At 70.1% G+C, this 17913-nt stretch carries 17 protein-coding genes; 14 read left to right on the top strand and 3 right to left on the bottom strand.

Features of this window, described 5'->3' with window-relative positions; translation table 11 throughout:
• Positions 1 to 69 precede the first annotated feature (69 nt).
• The 6 genes from ACK4HH_RS08825 to ACK4HH_RS08800 all read left to right on the top strand — a co-directional run bounded on the left by ACK4HH_RS08825 (position 70) and on the right by ACK4HH_RS08800 (position 5441).
• Entirely contained in the window at positions 70 to 408 is a 339-nt protein-coding gene (locus tag ACK4HH_RS08825; protein ID WP_409650837.1) for a PTS sugar transporter subunit IIB, read from the top strand.
• The gene (locus ACK4HH_RS08820) at positions 401 to 664 is read left to right on the top strand and encodes an HPr family phosphocarrier protein (protein WP_409650835.1); all 264 of its coding nucleotides are present in this window, start codon (positions 401 to 403) and stop codon (positions 662 to 664) included. Before ACK4HH_RS08825 ends, ACK4HH_RS08820 begins: the two co-directional genes overlap by 8 nt.
• 80 nt (positions 665 to 744) lie before the next feature.
• Complete coding sequence (gene ptsP, locus ACK4HH_RS08815; protein WP_409650899.1) at positions 745 to 2343, top strand: phosphoenolpyruvate--protein phosphotransferase; 1599 nt, start codon at positions 745 to 747, stop codon at positions 2341 to 2343.
• A gap of 109 nt (positions 2344 to 2452) precedes the next feature.
• Positions 2453 to 3826: a PTS mannitol transporter subunit IICB gene (locus tag ACK4HH_RS08810; RefSeq protein ID WP_409650833.1), complete on the top strand. Its 1374-nt coding sequence runs from the start codon at positions 2453 to 2455 to the stop codon at positions 3824 to 3826.
• 35 nt (positions 3827 to 3861) lie between these two features.
• Positions 3862 to 4305 (top strand): PTS sugar transporter subunit IIA, encoded by a 444-nt coding sequence (locus ACK4HH_RS08805; RefSeq protein WP_409650831.1) that lies wholly within the window; start codon positions 3862 to 3864, stop codon positions 4303 to 4305.
• The gene (locus ACK4HH_RS08800; RefSeq protein ID WP_409650829.1) at positions 4302 to 5441 is read left to right on the top strand and encodes a mannitol-1-phosphate 5-dehydrogenase; all 1140 of its coding nucleotides are present in this window, start codon (positions 4302 to 4304) and stop codon (positions 5439 to 5441) included. Before ACK4HH_RS08805 ends, ACK4HH_RS08800 begins: the two co-directional genes overlap by 4 nt.
• On the opposite strand, the gene ACK4HH_RS08795 is transcribed toward ACK4HH_RS08800, so the two are convergent.
• A complete protein-coding gene (locus ACK4HH_RS08795) occupies positions 5409 to 6326 on the bottom strand; it encodes a DUF4349 domain-containing protein (protein WP_409650827.1) in 918 nt (305 codons plus the stop codon). The two genes, ACK4HH_RS08800 and ACK4HH_RS08795, sit on opposite strands and share 33 nt — an antisense overlap.
• A gap of 347 nt (positions 6327 to 6673) precedes the next feature.
• Here ACK4HH_RS08795 and ACK4HH_RS08790 point away from each other — a divergent pair, with 347 nt between their 5' ends.
• The 5 genes from ACK4HH_RS08790 to ACK4HH_RS08770 all read left to right on the top strand — a co-directional run bounded on the left by ACK4HH_RS08790 (position 6674) and on the right by ACK4HH_RS08770 (position 11095).
• Positions 6674 to 7480, top strand: coding sequence for an alpha/beta fold hydrolase (locus ACK4HH_RS08790; protein WP_409650825.1), 807 nt, complete (start codon positions 6674 to 6676; stop codon positions 7478 to 7480).
• A gap of 189 nt (positions 7481 to 7669) precedes the next feature.
• Entirely contained in the window at positions 7670 to 7885 is a 216-nt protein-coding gene (locus ACK4HH_RS08785; RefSeq protein WP_409650823.1) for a hypothetical protein, read from the top strand.
• 87 nt (positions 7886 to 7972) lie between these two features.
• Positions 7973 to 8959 carry an aldo/keto reductase gene (locus ACK4HH_RS08780; protein WP_409650821.1) on the top strand — a complete coding sequence of 329 codons (987 nt, stop codon included), beginning with the start codon at positions 7973 to 7975 and terminating at the stop codon, positions 8957 to 8959.
• A 10-nt stretch (positions 8960 to 8969) separates the two neighbouring features.
• On the top strand, positions 8970 to 10289 hold the full coding sequence (locus ACK4HH_RS08775; RefSeq protein ID WP_409650819.1) for an MFS transporter: 1320 nt from the start codon (positions 8970 to 8972) through the stop codon (positions 10287 to 10289).
• 11 nt (positions 10290 to 10300) lie between these two features.
• Positions 10301 to 11095, top strand: coding sequence for a siderophore-interacting protein (locus ACK4HH_RS08770; RefSeq protein ID WP_409650817.1), 795 nt, complete (start codon positions 10301 to 10303; stop codon positions 11093 to 11095).
• 151 nt (positions 11096 to 11246) lie between these two features.
• On the opposite strand, the gene ACK4HH_RS08765 is transcribed toward ACK4HH_RS08770, so the two are convergent.
• Positions 11247 to 12017 carry an alpha/beta fold hydrolase gene (locus ACK4HH_RS08765; RefSeq protein WP_409650815.1) on the bottom strand — a complete coding sequence of 257 codons (771 nt, stop codon included), beginning with the start codon at positions 12015 to 12017 and terminating at the stop codon, positions 11247 to 11249.
• A 104-nt stretch (positions 12018 to 12121) separates the two neighbouring features.
• Between ACK4HH_RS08765 and ACK4HH_RS08760 the strand changes: the two genes are divergently transcribed.
• Entirely contained in the window at positions 12122 to 12679 is a 558-nt protein-coding gene (locus tag ACK4HH_RS08760) for an NADPH-dependent FMN reductase (protein WP_409650813.1), read from the top strand.
• 27 nt (positions 12680 to 12706) lie between these two features.
• Here the strand turns inward: ACK4HH_RS08760 and ACK4HH_RS08755 are convergent, their stop codons facing one another.
• A complete protein-coding gene (locus ACK4HH_RS08755; protein WP_409650811.1) occupies positions 12707 to 13912 on the bottom strand; it encodes an MFS transporter in 1206 nt (401 codons plus the stop codon).
• A 346-nt stretch (positions 13913 to 14258) separates the two neighbouring features.
• Between ACK4HH_RS08755 and ACK4HH_RS08750 the strand changes: the two genes are divergently transcribed.
• Both ACK4HH_RS08750 and ACK4HH_RS08745 read left to right on the top strand, forming a co-directional pair.
• Positions 14259 to 16742, top strand: a complete 2484-nt coding sequence (locus ACK4HH_RS08750; protein ID WP_409650809.1) for a ribonucleoside-diphosphate reductase subunit alpha — start codon at positions 14259 to 14261, stop codon at positions 16740 to 16742.
• A 183-nt stretch (positions 16743 to 16925) separates the two neighbouring features.
• A complete protein-coding gene (locus tag ACK4HH_RS08745) occupies positions 16926 to 17909 on the top strand; it encodes a ribonucleotide-diphosphate reductase subunit beta (RefSeq protein WP_409650807.1) in 984 nt (327 codons plus the stop codon).
• The last annotated feature ends 4 nt before the right edge of the window (positions 17910 to 17913 follow it).

Raw genomic sequence — 17913 nt, 5'->3', positions numbered from 1 at the left:
CCACCGCACGACGGCGCCCTCGACGGCGCCGCGCACCGACGCTCGAACCCCGACCGCAAGGAGGCGATCATGACGCGCACTGCCGCGATCGTCTGCGGGGCCGGGGTCTCGAGCACCTTCCTCGCTCGAGCCGTGCGCACGCTCGCCACCGAGCGGGGTCTCGACTGGCGCATCGAGCCGCTGGCAGAGGACCAGGTGCCGACGCGCATCGACGAGCTGTCGATCGTGCTCGTCGGCCACCACCTCGCCGACCGCTTCGAGGCGCTGCAGCGGGCGCTCGCCCTCAGCGGCGTCCCCGCCGCCCTGTTGCCCGAGGGCGACCCCGTCACCACCGCCGAGCACGGCGTCGCCCTGCTGCTCGCGCTCGATTCCGCCCGCACCGTCTCGGAAGGACACCCTCATGGCTGAACGCACTCTCGCCGTCGCCTCGGCGCACGGCCTGCACGCCCGCCCCGCCGCGCTCTTCGTCAAAGCCGTCACCGATTCGGGCCTCGCCGTCGAGTTGCAGAAGGGCGAGCGCACGATCAACGCCGCGAGCATCCTCGGCGTGGTCTCTCTGGGCATCGAGCACGGCGACGAGGTGACGCTGCGGGTCGAAGGCGAGGGGGCCGTCGCCGTGCTCGAGTCGCTCGCTGGTTTTCTCGAGAAAGACCACGACGCGTGACGAGCGGTCTCGAGACCCGCGGGTCGGTCATCCGCGGCGTCGGCATCGGTCGCGCGACGACCGTCGGGCCGGTGCTGCGCATGCCCGAGCCGGTCGCCGATCCGGCCGACGTGCCGAGCGACCGCACGCCGAGCGACGAGCTCACCCGTGCGACCGCGGCGCTCGCCGCGACGGCGGCCCAGTTGCGCGAGCGCGGCGAGCAGGCCGGCGGTACGGCCGCCGAGGTGCTGGATGCTCTCGCGATGATGGCCGAAGACCCGGCGCTCGCCGCCGACGTTCGGCACCGCATCGAAGACGGCGCGACAGCCGAGTACGCCGTGCACGCGGCCATGGCGACCTTCCGCGACATGCTCGTCGGAATGGGGGGCTACCTCGGCGAGCGCGCCGGCGACCTCGACGACGTGGCGCGCCGCGCGATCGCGCACCTGCAGGGCCGCCCGGCCCCGGGCATCCCGCAATCGGCGACGCCGTTTGTGCTCGTTGCCCGCGACCTCGCCCCCGCCGACACGGCGATGCTCGACCTCGACCTCGTGCTCGCGCTCATCACGACCGACGGCGGGCCGACCTCGCACACCGCGATTCTCGCGCGCGAGAAGGGCATCACGGCCGTCGTCGGCGCGGCGGAGGCCGAGCGCCTGCGCAACGGCGACCTCGTGCTCGTCGACGCCGAGAACGGCGAGATCGAGCTCGACCCTCCGCAGCAGCGCATCGACCTCGCCCTGCAGCGCACGGCCACGCTCGAGGCCATTCGCGCGCAGAGCTCGGGCCCCGGTCGCCTCGCCGACGGCCGCGCCGTGCCGCTGCTCGCCAACATCGGCTCGGTCGACTCGGCTCGCGAGGCCGTGGCGCGCGGCGCCGAGGGCGTCGGGCTGTTCCGCACCGAGGTGCTGTTCCTCGGCGCCGAGGCCGCGCCGAGCGTCGAGGCCCAGGCGGCGACCTACCGCGAGGTGTTCGCGCAGTTCCCCGGCCAGAAGGTCGTCGTGCGCGTCCTCGATGCGGGAGCCGACAAGCCGCTCGCCTTTCTCACCGACGCGGGGGAGGAGAACCCCGCGCTCGGCCGCCGCGGCCTGCGCGCCCTCGTCGCGCACGAGCACGTGCTGCGCGACCAGCTGACGGCGCTCGCTCAGGCGGCCGCCGAGACGGATGCTCTCGTGCAGGTCATGGCGCCGATGGTGTCGACCGCGGCCGAGGCGCAGTACTTCTGCGACCTGGCGCACGAGCTGGGCATCGCCGTCGCAGGGGTCATGGTCGAAGTGCCGTCGTGCGCGATCATGGCCGACCACGTGGCCCGAAACGCCGACTTCATGAGCATCGGCACGAACGACCTGACGCAGTACGTGTTCGCGGCCGACCGCCTGCTGGGCACGGTCGCGGCGTTCCAGAACCCGTGGCACCCCGCGGTGCTGCGTCTCATCGAGTCGGTCGGCACCGCGGGTGCCGCCCACGACGTGCCGGTCGGCATCTGCGGCGAGGCCGCCGCCGACCCGCTGCTCGCCGTCGTGCTCGTGGGCCTCGGCGCCACGAGCCTCTCGATGTCGTCCTCCGCGATCGCCGACGTGCGGGCCGAGCTGGCCCTGCACTCGCTCGACGACGCCCGCAGACTCGCCGCACTCGCCGTGTCGGCCGAGAGCGCCGAGACCGCCCGCCGGGCGGTGCTCGACGCATCCACCCACCCATAACCACCGCACCACCCCTCACACACAAGGAGCGACACCCATGACGACGACGTCAGCACCTCGCACGAGCGCGAGGGTCCGGGTCCAGCGATTCGGAACCTTCCTCAGCGGGATGATCATGCCCAACATCGCGGCGTTCATCGCCTGGGGCTTCATCACCGCGTTCTTCATCCCCACCGGCTGGACCCCGAACGAGACCCTCGCCGCGCTCGTCGGCCCGATGATCGTGTACTTGCTGCCGCTGCTCATCGCCAACACCGCCGGCCGCATGGTCTACGGCACGCGCGGTGGCGTGGTCGCCTCGATCGCGACGATGGGTGTCATCGTCGGAACGACGATCCCGATGTTCCTCGGCGCCATGATCGTCGGCCCGCTCGCGGCATGGATCATGAAGAAGATCGACGCCCTGTGGGCCGGCAAGATCCGTGCCGGCTTCGAGATGCTCGTCGACAACTTCTCGGCCGGCATCGTCGGCTTCGGCCTCGCTATCGGCGCCTTCTTCGGCATCGCACCGGTCGTGACGGTGCTGAGCGACGCGCTCGGCGCCGGGGCGAAGTTCCTCACCGAGACGGGTCTGCTGCCCCTCGCGAGCCTCGTGATCGAGCCGGGCAAGGTGCTGTTCCTCAACAACGCCATCAACCAGGGCGTTCTCACCCCGCTCGGCATTCAGGAGTCGGCCGAGACCGGCAAGTCGATCCTGTTCCTGCTCGAGGCCAACCCCGGCCCCGGCCTGGGCCTGCTGCTCGCCTTCACGTTCTTCGGCGTCGGCATCGCGCGCGCCACCGCACCGGGCGCGATCATCATCCACTTCCTCGGCGGCATCCACGAGATCTACTTCCCGTACGTGCTCATGAAGCCCGTGCTCATCGTCGCCATGATCGCCGGCGGTATGACGGGTATCACGACGAACCTGATCTTCGAGTCGGGTCTTCGCGCACCGGCCTCGCCGGGCTCGATCTTCGCGATCCTGCTGCAGACCGCGAGCGACAGCTACGTCGGCGTGATCCTCTCGGTGATCCTCTCGGCCGCCGTGTCGTTCCTCGTCGCCGCGCTGATTCTGCGGGCCAGCCGCAAGCGCGACCTCGAGGCCCTCGAGTCGGGTGCCGACGGCTTCAGCTCGGCCGTCGCGCAGAACGCCGACCTCAAGGGCGGCGAGAGCCGCGTGGGCGACCTGCTCGGCACCACGGCGACCGCGACGAAGATCTCGACCGTGGTCTTCGCGTGCGATGCTGGCATGGGGTCGAGCGCGATGGGCGCCACGGTGCTGCGCAAGAAGCTCAAAGACGCAGGCATCACGGGTGTTACCGTCACCAATAAGGCCATCGCGAACCTCGACGAGACGGCAGACCTGGTCATCACGCACCAAGACCTGACGGCTCGGGCGCAGAGCCAGGCGCCCCACGCCGAGCACGTGTCGGTCGAGAACTTCATGAACAGCCCGCAGTACGACGTGGTCGTGCAGCACATCAAGGCTCAGCAGAGCTGACCTGAGGGCAGACCAGGGAAAGGCCAGGGATTCGCGTGACCACCACCGTATTGACCACCGACCGCATCGTGCTGAACGGCACCGCGCGCACCCGTGAGGAGGCGATCGCCGAATCCGCTCGCCTGCTCGTGGCCGCCGACGCCGTGACGCCCGAGTACGAGGCGGCGATGCGGGAGCGCGAATCCCTGGTCTCGACCTTCATGGGCAACGGCCTCGCCATCCCGCACGGCACCAACGAGGCCAAAGAGGCGATCCTCGCCTCGGCCATGACGGTCGTGCGGTACGACGAGCCCATCGACTGGGACGGCAACCCCGTCCGCGTCGTGGCCGCCATCGCGGGCAAGGAGGGCGGCCACATGGCCGTGCTCTCGTCGCTCGCGCTGGTCTTCAGCGACGACTCGGCCGTCGAGCAGCTGCTCGCGGCCGAGTCGCCGCAGCAGGTGCTCGACTTGCTCGGCGACGTCAACGACGCGGCATGACCGCAGTCCACTTCGGCGCCGGCAACATCGGCCGCGGCTTCATCGGCATGCTGCTGCGCGAGGCCGGTCACGACCTCGTGTTCGTCGATGTGAACGCCCCGCTCATCGCGTCGATCCGAGACGCCGAGAGCTACCGCGTCATCGAGATCGGGCCGGGCGGGCGCCAGCATGTCGTCACGGGCTTCACCGCCATCGACAGCGCTGCCGATCGGGATGCCGCGGTCGCCGCCGTCGCGTCGGCCGACATCGCGACAACCGCGGTCGGCCCCCCCGTGCTGCGCTTCATCGCCCCCGTCATCGCCGATGCGCTCCGCGCGCGGGCGACGGATGCGCCGCCCCTCATCGTCATGGCCTGCGAGAACGCGCTGCAGGCGACCGACCTGCTGCGCGCCGAGATCGCGTCGGCGCTCGCCGATGCTCCCGACGCCCTGGCCCGCGCCGTGTTCGCCAACACCGCGGTCGACCGCATCGTGCCGACCGCCGATCCGGCCGACGGTCTCGACGTGCGCGTCGAGCCCTTCTGCGAGTGGGCGATCGAGACCGGGCCATTCGCGGATGCCCGGCCGAGCATCCCCGGAGCCCACTTCGTCGACGACCTCGCGCCCTACATCGAGCGCAAGCTCTTCACGGTCAACACCGGGCACGCCACGAGCGCGTATCTCGGACGCGCCGCCGGCCACGCGTTCGTGCACGAGGCAATCGCCGACCCTGCCGTGCGCACGGGCGTCGTCGCGGCGCTCGACGAGACCTCGCGGCTGCTCGTGCTGCGGCACGGCTTCGAGCCGGCCGTGCAAGACGCCTACCGGGCGACGGCGCTCGAACGCTTCGCCAACGCCGCGCTCGCCGATCCGGTCACGCGGGTCGGCCGTCAGCCCCTGCGCAAGCTCAGCCGCCACGAGCGCTTCATCGAGCCCGCGGCGGCGCTCGCCGAGGCCGGCATCGAACCGGTCGGGCTGCTCGCCGCGATCGGCGCCGCACTGCGGTTCCGTGCCGACGACGATCCCGAGAGTCTCGCGCTCGCCGAGCGCATGGCGGCCGAGTCGGCCCCGCAGCTCGTCGCCTCGGTCATGGGCATCGAGCCCGGGCATCCCCTCTTCGACGCGCTAGTCGACGTCGTCGCCGCCGCTCGCGACTGACGCCGCCGACTGCGCCGCCGCGCGCCGCCGAATGACGAACCGGATGACGAGCAGCACGATCAGGCCGACGATGCCGAGCGCCGCGATCCACGGCAGCAGCGCGCCCGTGATGACGAGCAGCACGGTACCGAAGGCGACGAGCGCCTCCCAGCCCGCGGTGAGGCCGGTGAGGAAGGTGGCGGGCTCGTCGTCGGGCGGCGCCACCTCGGGCGAGCCGAGCACGAGCGTGATCGACGAGAGGCTCACCTGGTCGGCGAGCGCGCGCTGCTGCGCCTCGTAGCTCTCGAGCTGCGCCTGCCGGTCGCTGATGGCCGACTCGAGGTCGATGAGGTCGTCGACAGTGTCGGCCTGGCCCTGCAGGGCGAGCAGCCGCGTGATCGACGAACGCAGCGCGGCGACGCGGGCGTCGACGTCTTGCACCTCGCGGCTGACGTCGGTCGAGCTCAGCTGCAGCTCTTCGACCTCGCCGAGCTGCTTGAGGTCGTCGAGGGTGGCCGTAAGGCGCGAGGCCGGGATGCGCAGCACGAGCTCGGCGCCGCCCGCGTCGCTCGACACGCTCGTCTCCCGCGGTGCGTACTCTTGCCGCGCATCGACGCGACCGCCGATGCGCTCGACGAGGGCGACCGCGTCGGACGCGGCCTCGAGCGGCTGCTCGACCGTGAGGTAGAGGTACCCGGTGGTGACGACCGAGCGGTCGTCCGCATCCGTCGCCCCTCCCAGGTCGCCGTCGCCGCCGCTCTCTTCTGAGACCGGTGCCTCGGGGGCACCCACCCCGGGCATGCCGCCCGAGTCGCTCGACTCGTTCACGGCGGTGGCGCAGCCGCTCAGCAGCAGGGCGGCGAGGGCGATGGCGGGGAGGGCGATGAGGCCGCGAGATGTGCGCATGCGCCACACGGTAGACCAGCAGAAGAACGCGTCACCACCCAACGTTTCGGGGCGATACGCGATCGTGACCGCGCCGCGACCGCACCGTGACCGCGCCGCGACCGGATCCTGACCGCACCGCGACCGGATCGTGATGCGCGGTCGGCGTCGGCTGAACCTGTGGTGCACCCGAGAGAACCCAGAGCGAAGGGCGAGAAGCGCGCTGCGGCGCCGATCGGTCGCCTACATTCAAAGGATTCCTCCGCGACTAGGGGTGGACGCGAAGGTCAAGGGGGTCGGCTCAGCCGGCCCCCTTCTCTCTTTCCCGGCTCGCGTGACGGGAGAGAGCATCCGCCATAATCGCAGGCATGGCGCGATGGTCGTGGTTTCGACGGGATGCTCCGCTGCTGTCGGTCACGGGCGACACCGGCACCGGGCCCGTGGTCGTGATGATCCACGGCATCGCCTCGTCGTCGGTGACGTTCCACCACCTCGTGCCGCTGCTCGAGCCCACCCACCGGTGCATCACGATCGACATCCTCGGCTTCGGGGCGTCGCCGAGCCCGGAAGGGGCCACGTACTCGCTGGACGAGCACGCCGCCGCGCTCGATCGCACGATCCGCTCGCTCGGGCTGCGGCAGCCCTTCACGCTCGTGGGCCATTCGCTCGGCAGCCTCATCGCCGCGCGCTACGCCGCGACGCACCGCCGCGCGCTCGATCGGCTCGTGCTCGTGAGCTCGCCCATCTACCTGCCGCCCGCCGTGCTCGGAGACCCCGTCGATCGCGCGAGCATGGGTGCGTACTTCACCGTCTACGAGTTTCTGCGCATGAACCCGAGCTTCACGCAGCGCACGGCGGCGGCGCTCGCGACGGTCGCGCCCATCAAGAACGTGCTCGAGCTCACCGAGAAGAACTGGCAGCCCTTCATGCTCTCGCTGCAGAACGCCATCGAGTCGCAGACGACGCTCGCCGACCTCTCGCGCGTGCGCGTGCCGATCGACCTCGTCTACGGCGCGCTCGACCCCTTTCTCGCTCCCGGCGGGCTCGCGATCGTGCAGCAGTTGCGGCACGTGCGCGCCCACCGCGTCTCAGGTGTCGCGCACATCATCCGGCCGAAGCTCGCGCAAGCGGTGGCGCGCGTCGTCGCTGAACCGCCGGCCACGTGGGTCGAGTGAGCGCGCCGTGGCATCCTGGCAATCTCGAGAGTGTCTCCTGATCACCCCGGGCGAGCACCATCAGCGGCACCTGTCAACCCCGAGCATCCCTCGCCGCATCTCGGTACCGTGACCGAGCCGCCCGCACCCCGCGAGGCGGCGCACGGGCAGAGCGCCGCGTGCAGCGATCAGGGGAGAGGGGGATCGAGCATGAGCATGTTCGAATCCGCGAAAGACGCCGCGAAGGCCACCGGCGAGAAGATCGGCGACTGGGTCGACGAGCAGAAAGACCGCATCGGCGACAAGGCCGACGAGATCCGCGCCGACGGCGAGGTCGCCCGTGAAGAGGCCGAGCTGAAGAAGGCCCAGGCCGACCGCGACGCCGTCGAGGCCAAGAACGACTACAAAGACGAGCTGCGCGACTGATCGCGCGTTCGGCACGAGCGGGGGTCGGCTGCAGCCGGCCCCCGTTCGTCGTTCGGTGCCGTACGGTGCCGGCCTTAAGGTGGAGGTATGCAGACCTCGATCCTCGGCCGCACCGGTGCGACCGTCTCGTCCATCGGCCTCGGAACCTGGCAGCTCGGCGCCGACTGGGGCGACGTGAGCGAGAAGGATGCCCACGCGGTGCTCGACGCGGCCGTCGAGTCGGGCGTCACAATGTTCGACACGGCCGACGCGTACGGTGATGGCCGCAGCGAGCAGCTCATCGCCCGCTACCTGCAGTCGCGGCCCGATGTTTCGGTGTTCGTGGCGACCAAGATGGGCCGCCGCGTGCCGCAGACGGTCGAGAACTACTCGACCGAGAACTTCCGCGCGTGGAGCGACCGCAGCCGCCGCAACCTCGGTGTCGAGACGCTCGACCTCGTGCAGCTGCACTGCCCGCCGACTCCCGTCTACTCGATCGACCGCGTCTATGACGACCTGGATCAGCTCGTCGCTGAGGGTGTCATGAAGAACTACGGCGTGAGCGTGGAGACGGCCGAGGAGGCCCTCACGGCCATCGCCCGCCCGAACGTCGCGAGCGTGCAGATCGTGCTCAACGCCTTCCGCCTCAAGCCGCTCGACGCCGTGCTGCCCGCCGCGATCGACGCGGGCGTCGGCATCATCGCGCGCGTGCCGCTCGCCTCGGGCCTGCTGAGCGGCCGCTACACCGCCGACACCGTCTTCGCCGAGAACGACCACCGCACCTACAACCGCGACGGCTCGCACTTCGACCAGGGCGAAACCTTCGCGGGCGTCGACTACGCCACGGGCGTCGAGGCGGCGCAGGAGTTCTCGGCGCTCGCCGCCGAGCACGGCCTGCAGCCCGCCACGGCCGCGCTCGCCTGGCTCGCGCAGCTGCCCGGCGTGAGCACGGTCATCCCCGGCGCCCGCTCGCCCGAGCAGGCGCGGGCCAACGCGGCCGCGGGCGAGGTCGCCGAGCTCGGCGCCGAGTTCCACGCTCGCGTCGTCGAGCTGTACGACCGGCGGTTCCGCGCGGCCGTGCACGAGCGCTGGTAGCGAGCGCGGCGTGACCGCCGGCTCCACCCCGAGCGCCGCATCCCCCGGCCCGGCGTCTCGCACGGGGCTCGGCCGCACCTTCGCGAACGTCTTCACGGCGAACCTCGCCTCGAGCCTCGGCGACGGCATCGCCCGCACGGCCTCGCCCCTGCTCGCGGCGCGGCTCACCGACGATCCCGTGCTCATCGCCGGCATCGGTGCCGTCGCGATGCTGCCGTGGTTGTTCTTCGCCCTGCCCGCCGGAATCCTCGTCGACCGCATGGACCGCCGGCGGGCCCTCGCTCTCGCGGCCGGGGTGCGCACGCTGCTCGCCGTCGCCCTCGTCGTTCTCGTCGCGATGGACGCGCTCACGATCTGGTGGCTCTACCTCGTGATCTTCGTCTACGGGGTGTGCGAGACGCTCTACGACGGGGCCATCCGCGCGGTCGTGCCGAGCGTCGTGCCGAAGAAGAACCTGCCGCGCGCGAACGCGCGCATCGAAGGCGCCGAACTCGTCGTGCAGAACTTCGCCGCCGCCCCGCTCACGTCGGCGCTCTTCGCCGTCGCCGTGCTCATCCCCATCGGCGGGCTCGTGGCGGCGTTCGGGCTCGCGGCCCTGCTGGCCGCGCTGCTGCCGGCGGTCGCCTCGGGGCGGCAGTTCCACGCCGCGGCGACCGAGCCCGTCGTTCCGTTCCGCCGCCAGCTGGCCGACGGCTGGCACTTCATCATGGGCAACCGCATGCTGCGCACTCTGTGGTTCGTGAGCATCCCCGTCGCGATCCTGTTCTCGGCCTCGGGCGCCACGCTCGTGCTCTTCGTGCTCGACACCCTCGCCATCCCCGAAGCGGGCTTCGGGCTCTTCCTGCTGTTCGGCGCGATGGGCGGGCTGCTCGGCTCGGTCGTCGCCTCGCGACTGGCCCGACGGTTCGGCCTGGGGCCCGTGATGGCGGCGATGAACCTGCTCGCGGGCATCCTCGTGCTGCTCACGGGGCTGTTGCCGGTGCCGATCGCCGCGGTCATCTTCTTCTCGCTCGGCGCCGCGACCACGACCATCTGGAACGTGCTCATGATGTCGTTCCGCCAGGCGATCATCCCGGGTCGGCTGCTCGGCCGTGTGCACGGCACCTGGCGCACGCTGCTGTGGGGCACGATGCCGATCGGCTCGCTCATCGGCGGCGCGCTCGCGCTCATCGACCTCACCGTGCCGTGGATCGTCGGCGGCGCCGGCATCACGGTGCTCGGGCTCGTCTTCTACCGGTTCCTCATGACCCTGCCCAACCCAGAAGACATCGACAACGGCGATGCCCCGCCGCCCGCGACCGGCGCCGTGCCGGTCATGCCCGCCGCCTGAATCGAGCCGTCGTGCCCTACTCGCTCACCCGCCACCCCTTCCCGCCCGCGCAGCGGCGGTTGCGCCTCGGCGCGCGCACGGTGCTCGCTCGTGCGGGGGCCGACGCGTACGTGCGGCTGCGCCTCGTCGAGGCGGCGCCGGGCGAGCTCGCAGGCTTCATCGCGCCCGGGGGAGGCGACCACGTGCGCGTCGTCGTGGGCTCTGCTGACGGCGGATCGGTCGCCGTCGACGAGACCGGGGCGCCGACCGGCGAGGCGCGCACCGAGACGGTCGTCGACCACTCGGTCGACGAGGGGTGGATCGACCTCGACGTGCTCGTGCACGGCGAGCCGGGCGCCGAGCTCGGGCTGATCGGCGCGTGGGCCGCGCGGGCGCCGCTCGGGTCGCCGGCCGTCATGATGGGGCCCAAGGGTTCGGTCGTGCTCTCCGGCGCACCCGGCGAGGTCGTGCTCGCAGGCGACGACAGCGCGCTGCCGGCCGTGCGCCGCTACCTGCGGATGCTCGGCCCGAGCATCACGGGGCACCTGCTGCTCGAGACCCGGTTCGAGGCTGCACTCTTCACCCCAGCGGCGCTCGGCATCGAGCCGCCCGCGGGGCTGCGCGTGAGCATCCTGAACCCCGACCCGCAGCGGCCGAGTGCGGCGCTCGCCGACGCCCTCGCGGCGCTTCCCGCCCCCGCCGCCCCGCTCGAGCGCTTCGTCTTCGCGTGCGGCGAGCAGTCGCTCGTCGCCCCCGCCCGGGCAACGCTCGCCGCGTGGGGCATCGACGTCGAGCGCGCCGTCGTCAAGGGCTACTGGAAGCGCTGACCGCCGCGAGCGCCTTCCACAACTTCGGAGTGGGAGCGCGATTCCCCACTCCGAAGTTGTGGAAGGAGCCGGGAACACGAAGGTCGCCGCGCGCCGCCACCGGCACGCCTCGCGTGCCTCCCCGGGCGACGGGCAGAGTCGCGGCTTCGGCCTAGGGCGTCTCGCCCGCGCGCACCCAGTCGAGCAGGTGCCGCAGCGTCGCCTCGGGCGCATCGCGGTGCACGCTATGGCCCGCGCCCGGCACGACGACCATCTCGAGCAGCGGGTTGCTCGCGAGCACGGCGGCCGCGTGCTCGCCGGCGAACATCGAGCCGTGGTCGGGGTCGGCCGCGATCACGAGCGTCGGGGCGGCGATATGCGGCACGAACGCCGTGACATCCCAGTCGTCGTTGTCGAGCACCATGCGCTCGAGCGCGAAGCGCGACGCGGCCCGCACCGCCCGCACCCGAAACTCGATGTCGAGCGGGTGCCAGTGCCCGAACTGCTCGGCGATGCTCGCGACCGTCGCCCCGTCGTGGTTGGCGAGCTGCCCGTCGAGCACGGCCTGACGGGCGGGCCCATCGAGCTGCAGCGCGGGGTCGAGCAGCACGAGGCGTTCGGCCCACGCGGCCTCGGTGCCCGCCGCCTGTGCCGCCGCGGCCGCACCGATCGAGTGCCCCACGACGAGCTGCCAGGCACCACCGCCCGCGGGGTGCGCGGCGAGCAGGTCGCCGGCGACATCCTCGATGCGGTAGCGGGATGCCCGCGGCGCGTCGCCGTGCCCCCGCAGATCGACGGCCGTCGCCGACCACCCGGCATCGGCGAGGCCCTCGCTGAGCCGCCACGTGGTCTGAGCGGATGACCCGAGGCCGTGCACGAGCAGCGCGCGTCGGGGGCTCGCGGGGTCTCCCCAGTGCCAGCGGGGCAGCGTCACCGTGCTCATGGGCAGGAGCCTAGCCGCGCCGCGGCCGACCCGCCGAGCCGGGTCGCACCGCGAATCGGCTGAGTGCGGGAATCGAATGCGCGATGCCCCGGTTACGGCTCAGCATGACCCGCATCATGATCATCGTCGGCTCCGTCCGCCCCGGCCGTGTCGGCCTTCCCGTCGCCCACTGGGTGCGCGAGCACGTCGTCGCCGCCGGCCACGAGGTCGACCTCGTCGACCTCGCCGAGCTGAACCTGCCGTTCATGGACGAGCCCGAGATGCCGGGCAAGCGCGCCTACACGAAGCCGCACACGATCGCCTGGAGCGCACGCGTCGAGCAGGCCGAGGCCGTGCTGCTCGTGAGCCCCGAGTACAACCACAGCTACAGCCCCGCGCTCAAGAACGCGCTCGACTACCTGCAGCACGAGTGGGCGGCGAAACCCGTGGGCGTCGTGAGCTACGGCGGAGCATCCGCGGGTCTGCGCGCCGCCGCCGCCCTCGACCAGGTGCTCACGACGCTCGGTCTCGTGCGCGTGCCCATCGACATGGCCATCAGCGGTCCGCATGCCCACCTCGTCGACGGCGCCTTCGCGGGCACCGAGAAGCAGCAAGCGACGCTCGCCCGCATGATCGACGAGCTCGGCCGCTACGCGCAGGCGCTGCGCCCGTTGCGCGGCTAGCCGCGAGGCTCAGCCGACAGGCTCGGGTCAGCTGACCGTCTGCACAGGTTCGGTGTCGGGCAGCGGGCTCGCATCGCGCCCGCGCAGGTCGGGGTGCCAGCTGCGGAACAGCACGGCCACGAGCATCCCGACCGCGGCGAAGGCGAGGGCGGCGAAGAACCCGCCGATCGGGCCGATGCCGTCGATGAGGAACCCGGCGATCGCCGAGCCGAGCGCGGCACCGATGAGCTGCCCGGTGCCGAGCCAGCCGTAGGCCTCGGCGGTGTCGCTGAACTTGACGCTCGCCGAGACGATCGCGAACATCACCGCGAGCACGGGGGCGATGCCGATGCCGGCGATCGTCAGTGCGAGCGCGAGCCACCAGAACTCGAGCGCGAACGGCGCGGCGGCCATGCCGACGACGACGATGCCGAAGCGGCGGGCGAGCGCCCAAGGCCCGATTGGCAGGTGCCCCATCGAGAGGCCTCCGACGAGCGAGGCGATGGCCCAGATGCCGAACAAGATTCCCGCCTCGGTGCCGCCCTCGCCGAACACCGCGACGACGCCGACCTCGATCGACGCGGCCGAGCCGATGAGCAGGAACCCGCAGATCGTCGAGAGCAGCACGGCGCGGTTCTTGAGCACGACACCGAGCCGGCGCCGGCTGCGGGGGATGCGCACCTTGCCGACCTCGGGGCTCGCGATGAACCAGATGCCGCCGCCGACGAGAAAGAGCCCGGCCACGGCGATCGCGGCGACGCTCGAGACCTGCGTGGCGAGAAGCACCGTGATGACCGGCCCGGTCACCCAGATGATCTCTTGCGCCGAGGCGTCGAGCGAGAACAGCGGGGTGAGTTGCTTGCCCGTGACCATCTTCGGATAGATGGTGCGAACGGCCGGCTGGATCGGCGGGGTCGAGATGCCCACGACGAAGCCCACGACCATGAACAGCCACAGCGGCATGAGCGCGAACGCGATGAGGCCGATGCCCGTGCTGCACACGATGAGCGTGACGATGAGCACGGGGCGCATGCCGAGGCGTCCCATCCAGCGGCTCGTGAGCGGGCCCGCGATGGCCTGGCCCACGCTCGTGGCGGCGAGCACGAGCCCCGCGGCGCCGTACGAGTCGAAGATGCGCTCGATGTGGATGAGGAATGCGAGCGAGAGCATGCCCGAGGGCAGCCGCGCGGTCAGCTGTGCGGCGATGATGCGCGCCACGCCGGGCGTCTTCAGAAGATCGGTGTATCCACTCACAAGACCTTCAGCCTACGGCCCGTCGAGGGTGCCGGTGAGGGCCCGCTTCTGGATGCCCGAGCGCACGATTCACGGCGTTCTCGCGGCTCGGCACGGCGTGTCGGTGCTTGCCCACAGGCTGTGTATAAGTCGCCCGACTTATCCCCAATTGTGGACGACACGCCCACTACATCTTGGGTGTGACCTTTGTCAGACCCCGCATATATAGTGATGGAACCGCGCGAGGGGAACAGCGCGAACAGCCCGGATCTCCGGGCTTTTTTGACCCGAAGTATTCAGTCAGGGGGCCGCGCGAGCGGCCATGCGAGCAGGGCGCCGAGGACGGCGCACGAGGGAGAGTGGGCACGTGAGCAGCATCACCGTGGTGAAGCGCGATGGAAGCCGTGAGGCGTACGACGCCAACAAGATCAACCTGGCGATCGAGCGCGCGGCCGAGGGTCTCGACGACTCGATCGCGTGGGTGACGCAGATCGCGAGCGAGCTCGAGCTCACGCTCTTCGACGGCATCACCACGCAGCAGCTCGACGAGGCGGTCATCCAGGTCGCCCTGCAGAACGTGAAAGACGACCCGGCGTTCGACGTCGTCGCGGCGCGCCTGCTGCTCAAGACCATCTACAAGCGCGTGCTCGGCGACTACGAGAACGCGGCCGAGCTGCGCGAGCTGCACCGCGCGCACTTCGCGGGCTACATCCACCGCGGCGTCGACGAGGCCCTGCTCGACCCCCGGTTCCCTGACCTCTTCGACCTCGACGCCCTCGCCGACGTGCTCGACCCCGCGCACGACGAGCTGCTCAAGTACATCGGTGTCGTCACGCTCAACAACCGCTACGGCATCAAGGCGCGCAACGGCGAGCCCCTCGAGACCCCGCAGTACTTCTGGATGCGCGTGGCCATGGGCCTCTCGCTCAACGAGGCCGAGCCCACGAAGCACGCGATCGCCTTCTACGACAAGATGTCGAAGCTCGAGTACCTCGCCGCGGGCTCGACGCTCGTCAACGCCGGCACGAGCTACCCCCAGCTCTCGAACTGCTTCGTCATGGAGATGCAAGACGACATCGAGCACATCGCCAAGAGCGTGCGCGACGTCATGTGGCTCACCAAGGGCACGGGCGGCATCGGCCTCGCGGTGACCAAGCTGCGCGCCCAGGGCTCGCCCATCCGCTCGAACAACACCACCTCGACCGGGCCGATCCCCTTCATGCACACGATCGACTCGGTGCTGCGCGCCGTCAGCCGCGGCGGCAAGAAGTTCGGTGCCCTGTGCTTCTACATGGAGAACTGGCACATGGACTTCCCCGAGTTCCTCGACCTGCGTCAGAACTCGGGCGACCCCTACCGCCGCACGCGCACCGCCAACACCGCCGTGTGGATCAGCGACGAGTTCATGAAGCGCGTGCAGAACGACGACGACTGGTACCTCTTCGACCCGCTCGAGGTCGCCGACCTCAACGAGCTGTACGGCAAAGACTTCTCGAAGCGCTACGCCGAGTACATCGCCATGGCCGAGCGCGGCGAGCTCAACATGTTCAAGAAGATCGGGGCGCGCGAGCAGTTCAAGCAGATCCTCATCTCGCTGCAGTCGACGAGCCACCCGTGGCTGACGTGGAAAGACACGATCAACAACCGGGCCATCAACAACAACACCGGCACGATCCACCTGTCGAACCTGTGCACCGAGATCTGCCTGCCGCAAGACCGCGACAACATCTCGGTCTGCAACCTGGCCTCGATCAACCTCTCGCAGCACTTCGTCGTCGGGGCCGACGGCCGCGGTGCCCTCGACTGGGCGAAGATCGACGAGAGCGCGCGCCTCGCGGTGCGCCAGCTCGACAACCTCATCGACATCACGGTGTCGAGCGTCGACGAGGCCGACCACGCCAACCAGAACAACCGCGCCATCGGTCTGGGCGTCATGGGCTTCACCGACGTCGTCGAGCGCCTCGGCTTCTCGTACGACTCGGAGGAGGCGTTCGACCTCATCGACGAGATCATGGAGCACGTCTCGTACGCGGCCATCGACGAGTCGGCCGACCTGGCGCAAGAGCGCGGCGCGTACGCGAACTTCGCCGGCAGCCGCTGGTCGCAGGGCCTCGTGCCGCTCGACACGATCGACCTCACCGAGGCCGACCGCGGCGTCGAGGTGCAGGTCAACCGCACCACGCGTCTCGACTGGGATGCGCTGCGCACAAAGGTCAAGGGCGGCATGCGCAACGCGACGCTCATGGCCATCGCGCCCACGGCATCCATCGGTCTCGTCGCGGGCACGACGCCGGGTCTCGACCCGCAGTTCTCGCAGATCTTCAGCCGCTCCACGAGCTCGGGCAAGTTCCTCGAGGTCAACCGCAACCTCGTGAACGCGCTGCAGGCGCACGGGCTGTGGGAGCGCGTGCGGGAGGACATCCTGCGCAGCCAGGGCGACATCCAGGGCATCGCGGCCATCCCCGACGACATCAAGGCGGCGTACAAGACGAGCTTCCAGCTCTCGCCCTACGCGTTCCTCGAGGTCGCGGCCCGCGCGCAGAAGTGGATCGACCAGGCGATCAGCCGCAACATGTACCTCGAGACGCGCGATGTCGACGAGATGATCGACATCTACAGCGCCGCATGGAAGAAGGGCGTGAAGACGACCTACTACCTGCACATGAAGCCGCGCCACACCGCCGAGCAGTCGACGGTGAAGGTCAACAAGGCCGAGGCGATCAACGCCGACGCGAGCAGCGCCCCGAAGAAGGGCTTCGGCTCGGCCGTCGCCGCGGCCCCGGCTGAGACGGCGAGCGCAGCTCCGCGCAAGGGCTTCGGCTTCGGCGGCGCCGCGAAGGCGGGGGAGTGAGCACCATGACCCCCACCGCCACCCAGACCAGCACCACCACCCTGAGCACCACATCGTTCACCTACGAGGTTCCGATCGACCCGATGGACGAGCTGCACTGCGAGAGCTGCCAGTAGGCGGCGCTCGCCATCCACCCCACCTTCCTCTATCCCGCACCACCCACCAGAAAGACGCGAAACCATCATGGGAATCCTCGGAACCGGAATCCAGGAGGGCCTGCTGCTCAAGCCGGTCACCTACAAGTGGGCCATGGACCTCTACGACCAGGCAGTTGCCAACACCTGGTTCCCCAACGAGATCCAGCTCGGTGAAGACATCGCCGACTTCAAGAAGATGAGCGACGAAGAGCGTCACGCCATCACGTTCCTCATGTCGTACTTCAACCCGAACGAGCTGCTCGTCAACAAGGCGCTCGCGTTCGGCGTCTACCCCTACGTCAAGGCTCCCGAGGCGCACCTCTACCTCGCGAAGCAGATGTGGGAGGAGGCGAACCACTGCATGAGCTTCGAGTACGTGCTCGAGACCTTCCCGATCGACCGCGCCGCGGCCTACGACAGCCACGTCGACGTGCCGTCGATGGCGCGCAAAGAGGAGTTCGAGGTCAAGTTCATCCGCCGCATGACGGAAGACACGCTCGACATCACGACGACCGAGGGCAAGCAGGACTTCATCCGCAACCTCGTCGCGTACAACGTGATCCTCGAGGGCATCTGGTTCTACTCGGGCTTCATGGTCGCCCTGTCGTTCCGTCAGCGCAATCTGCTGCGCAACTTCGGCTCGCTCGTCGACTGGATCGTGCGCGACGAGAGCCTGCACCTCAAGTTCGGCATCAACCTCATCCTCACGGTGCTGGAGGAGAACCCCGACCTGCAGACGCCGGAGTTCGCCGCCGAGATCCGTCAGATGATCCTCGACGCCGTCGAGATGGAGGAGCAGTACAACCACGACCTCCTCCCCAACGGCATCCTGGGCCTCAACGCCAACTACATCAACCAGTACGTCAAGTACCTGGCCGACCGTCGTCTCGAAGAGCTCGGCTTCGAGGCCGAGTACAACGTGTCGAACCCGGCGAAGTGGATGGCGACGGCGAACGACACCCTGCAGCTCGTCAACTTCTTCGAGTCGACGAACACCTCGTACGAGGTCAACGCCAAGACCTCGGCCTAGCCCC

The organism is Microcella sp. (assembly GCF_046296455.1).
Classification (GTDB): domain Bacteria; phylum Actinomycetota; class Actinomycetes; order Actinomycetales; family Microbacteriaceae; genus Microcella.
This window is presented reverse-complemented; position numbering and strand designations above follow the sequence as displayed.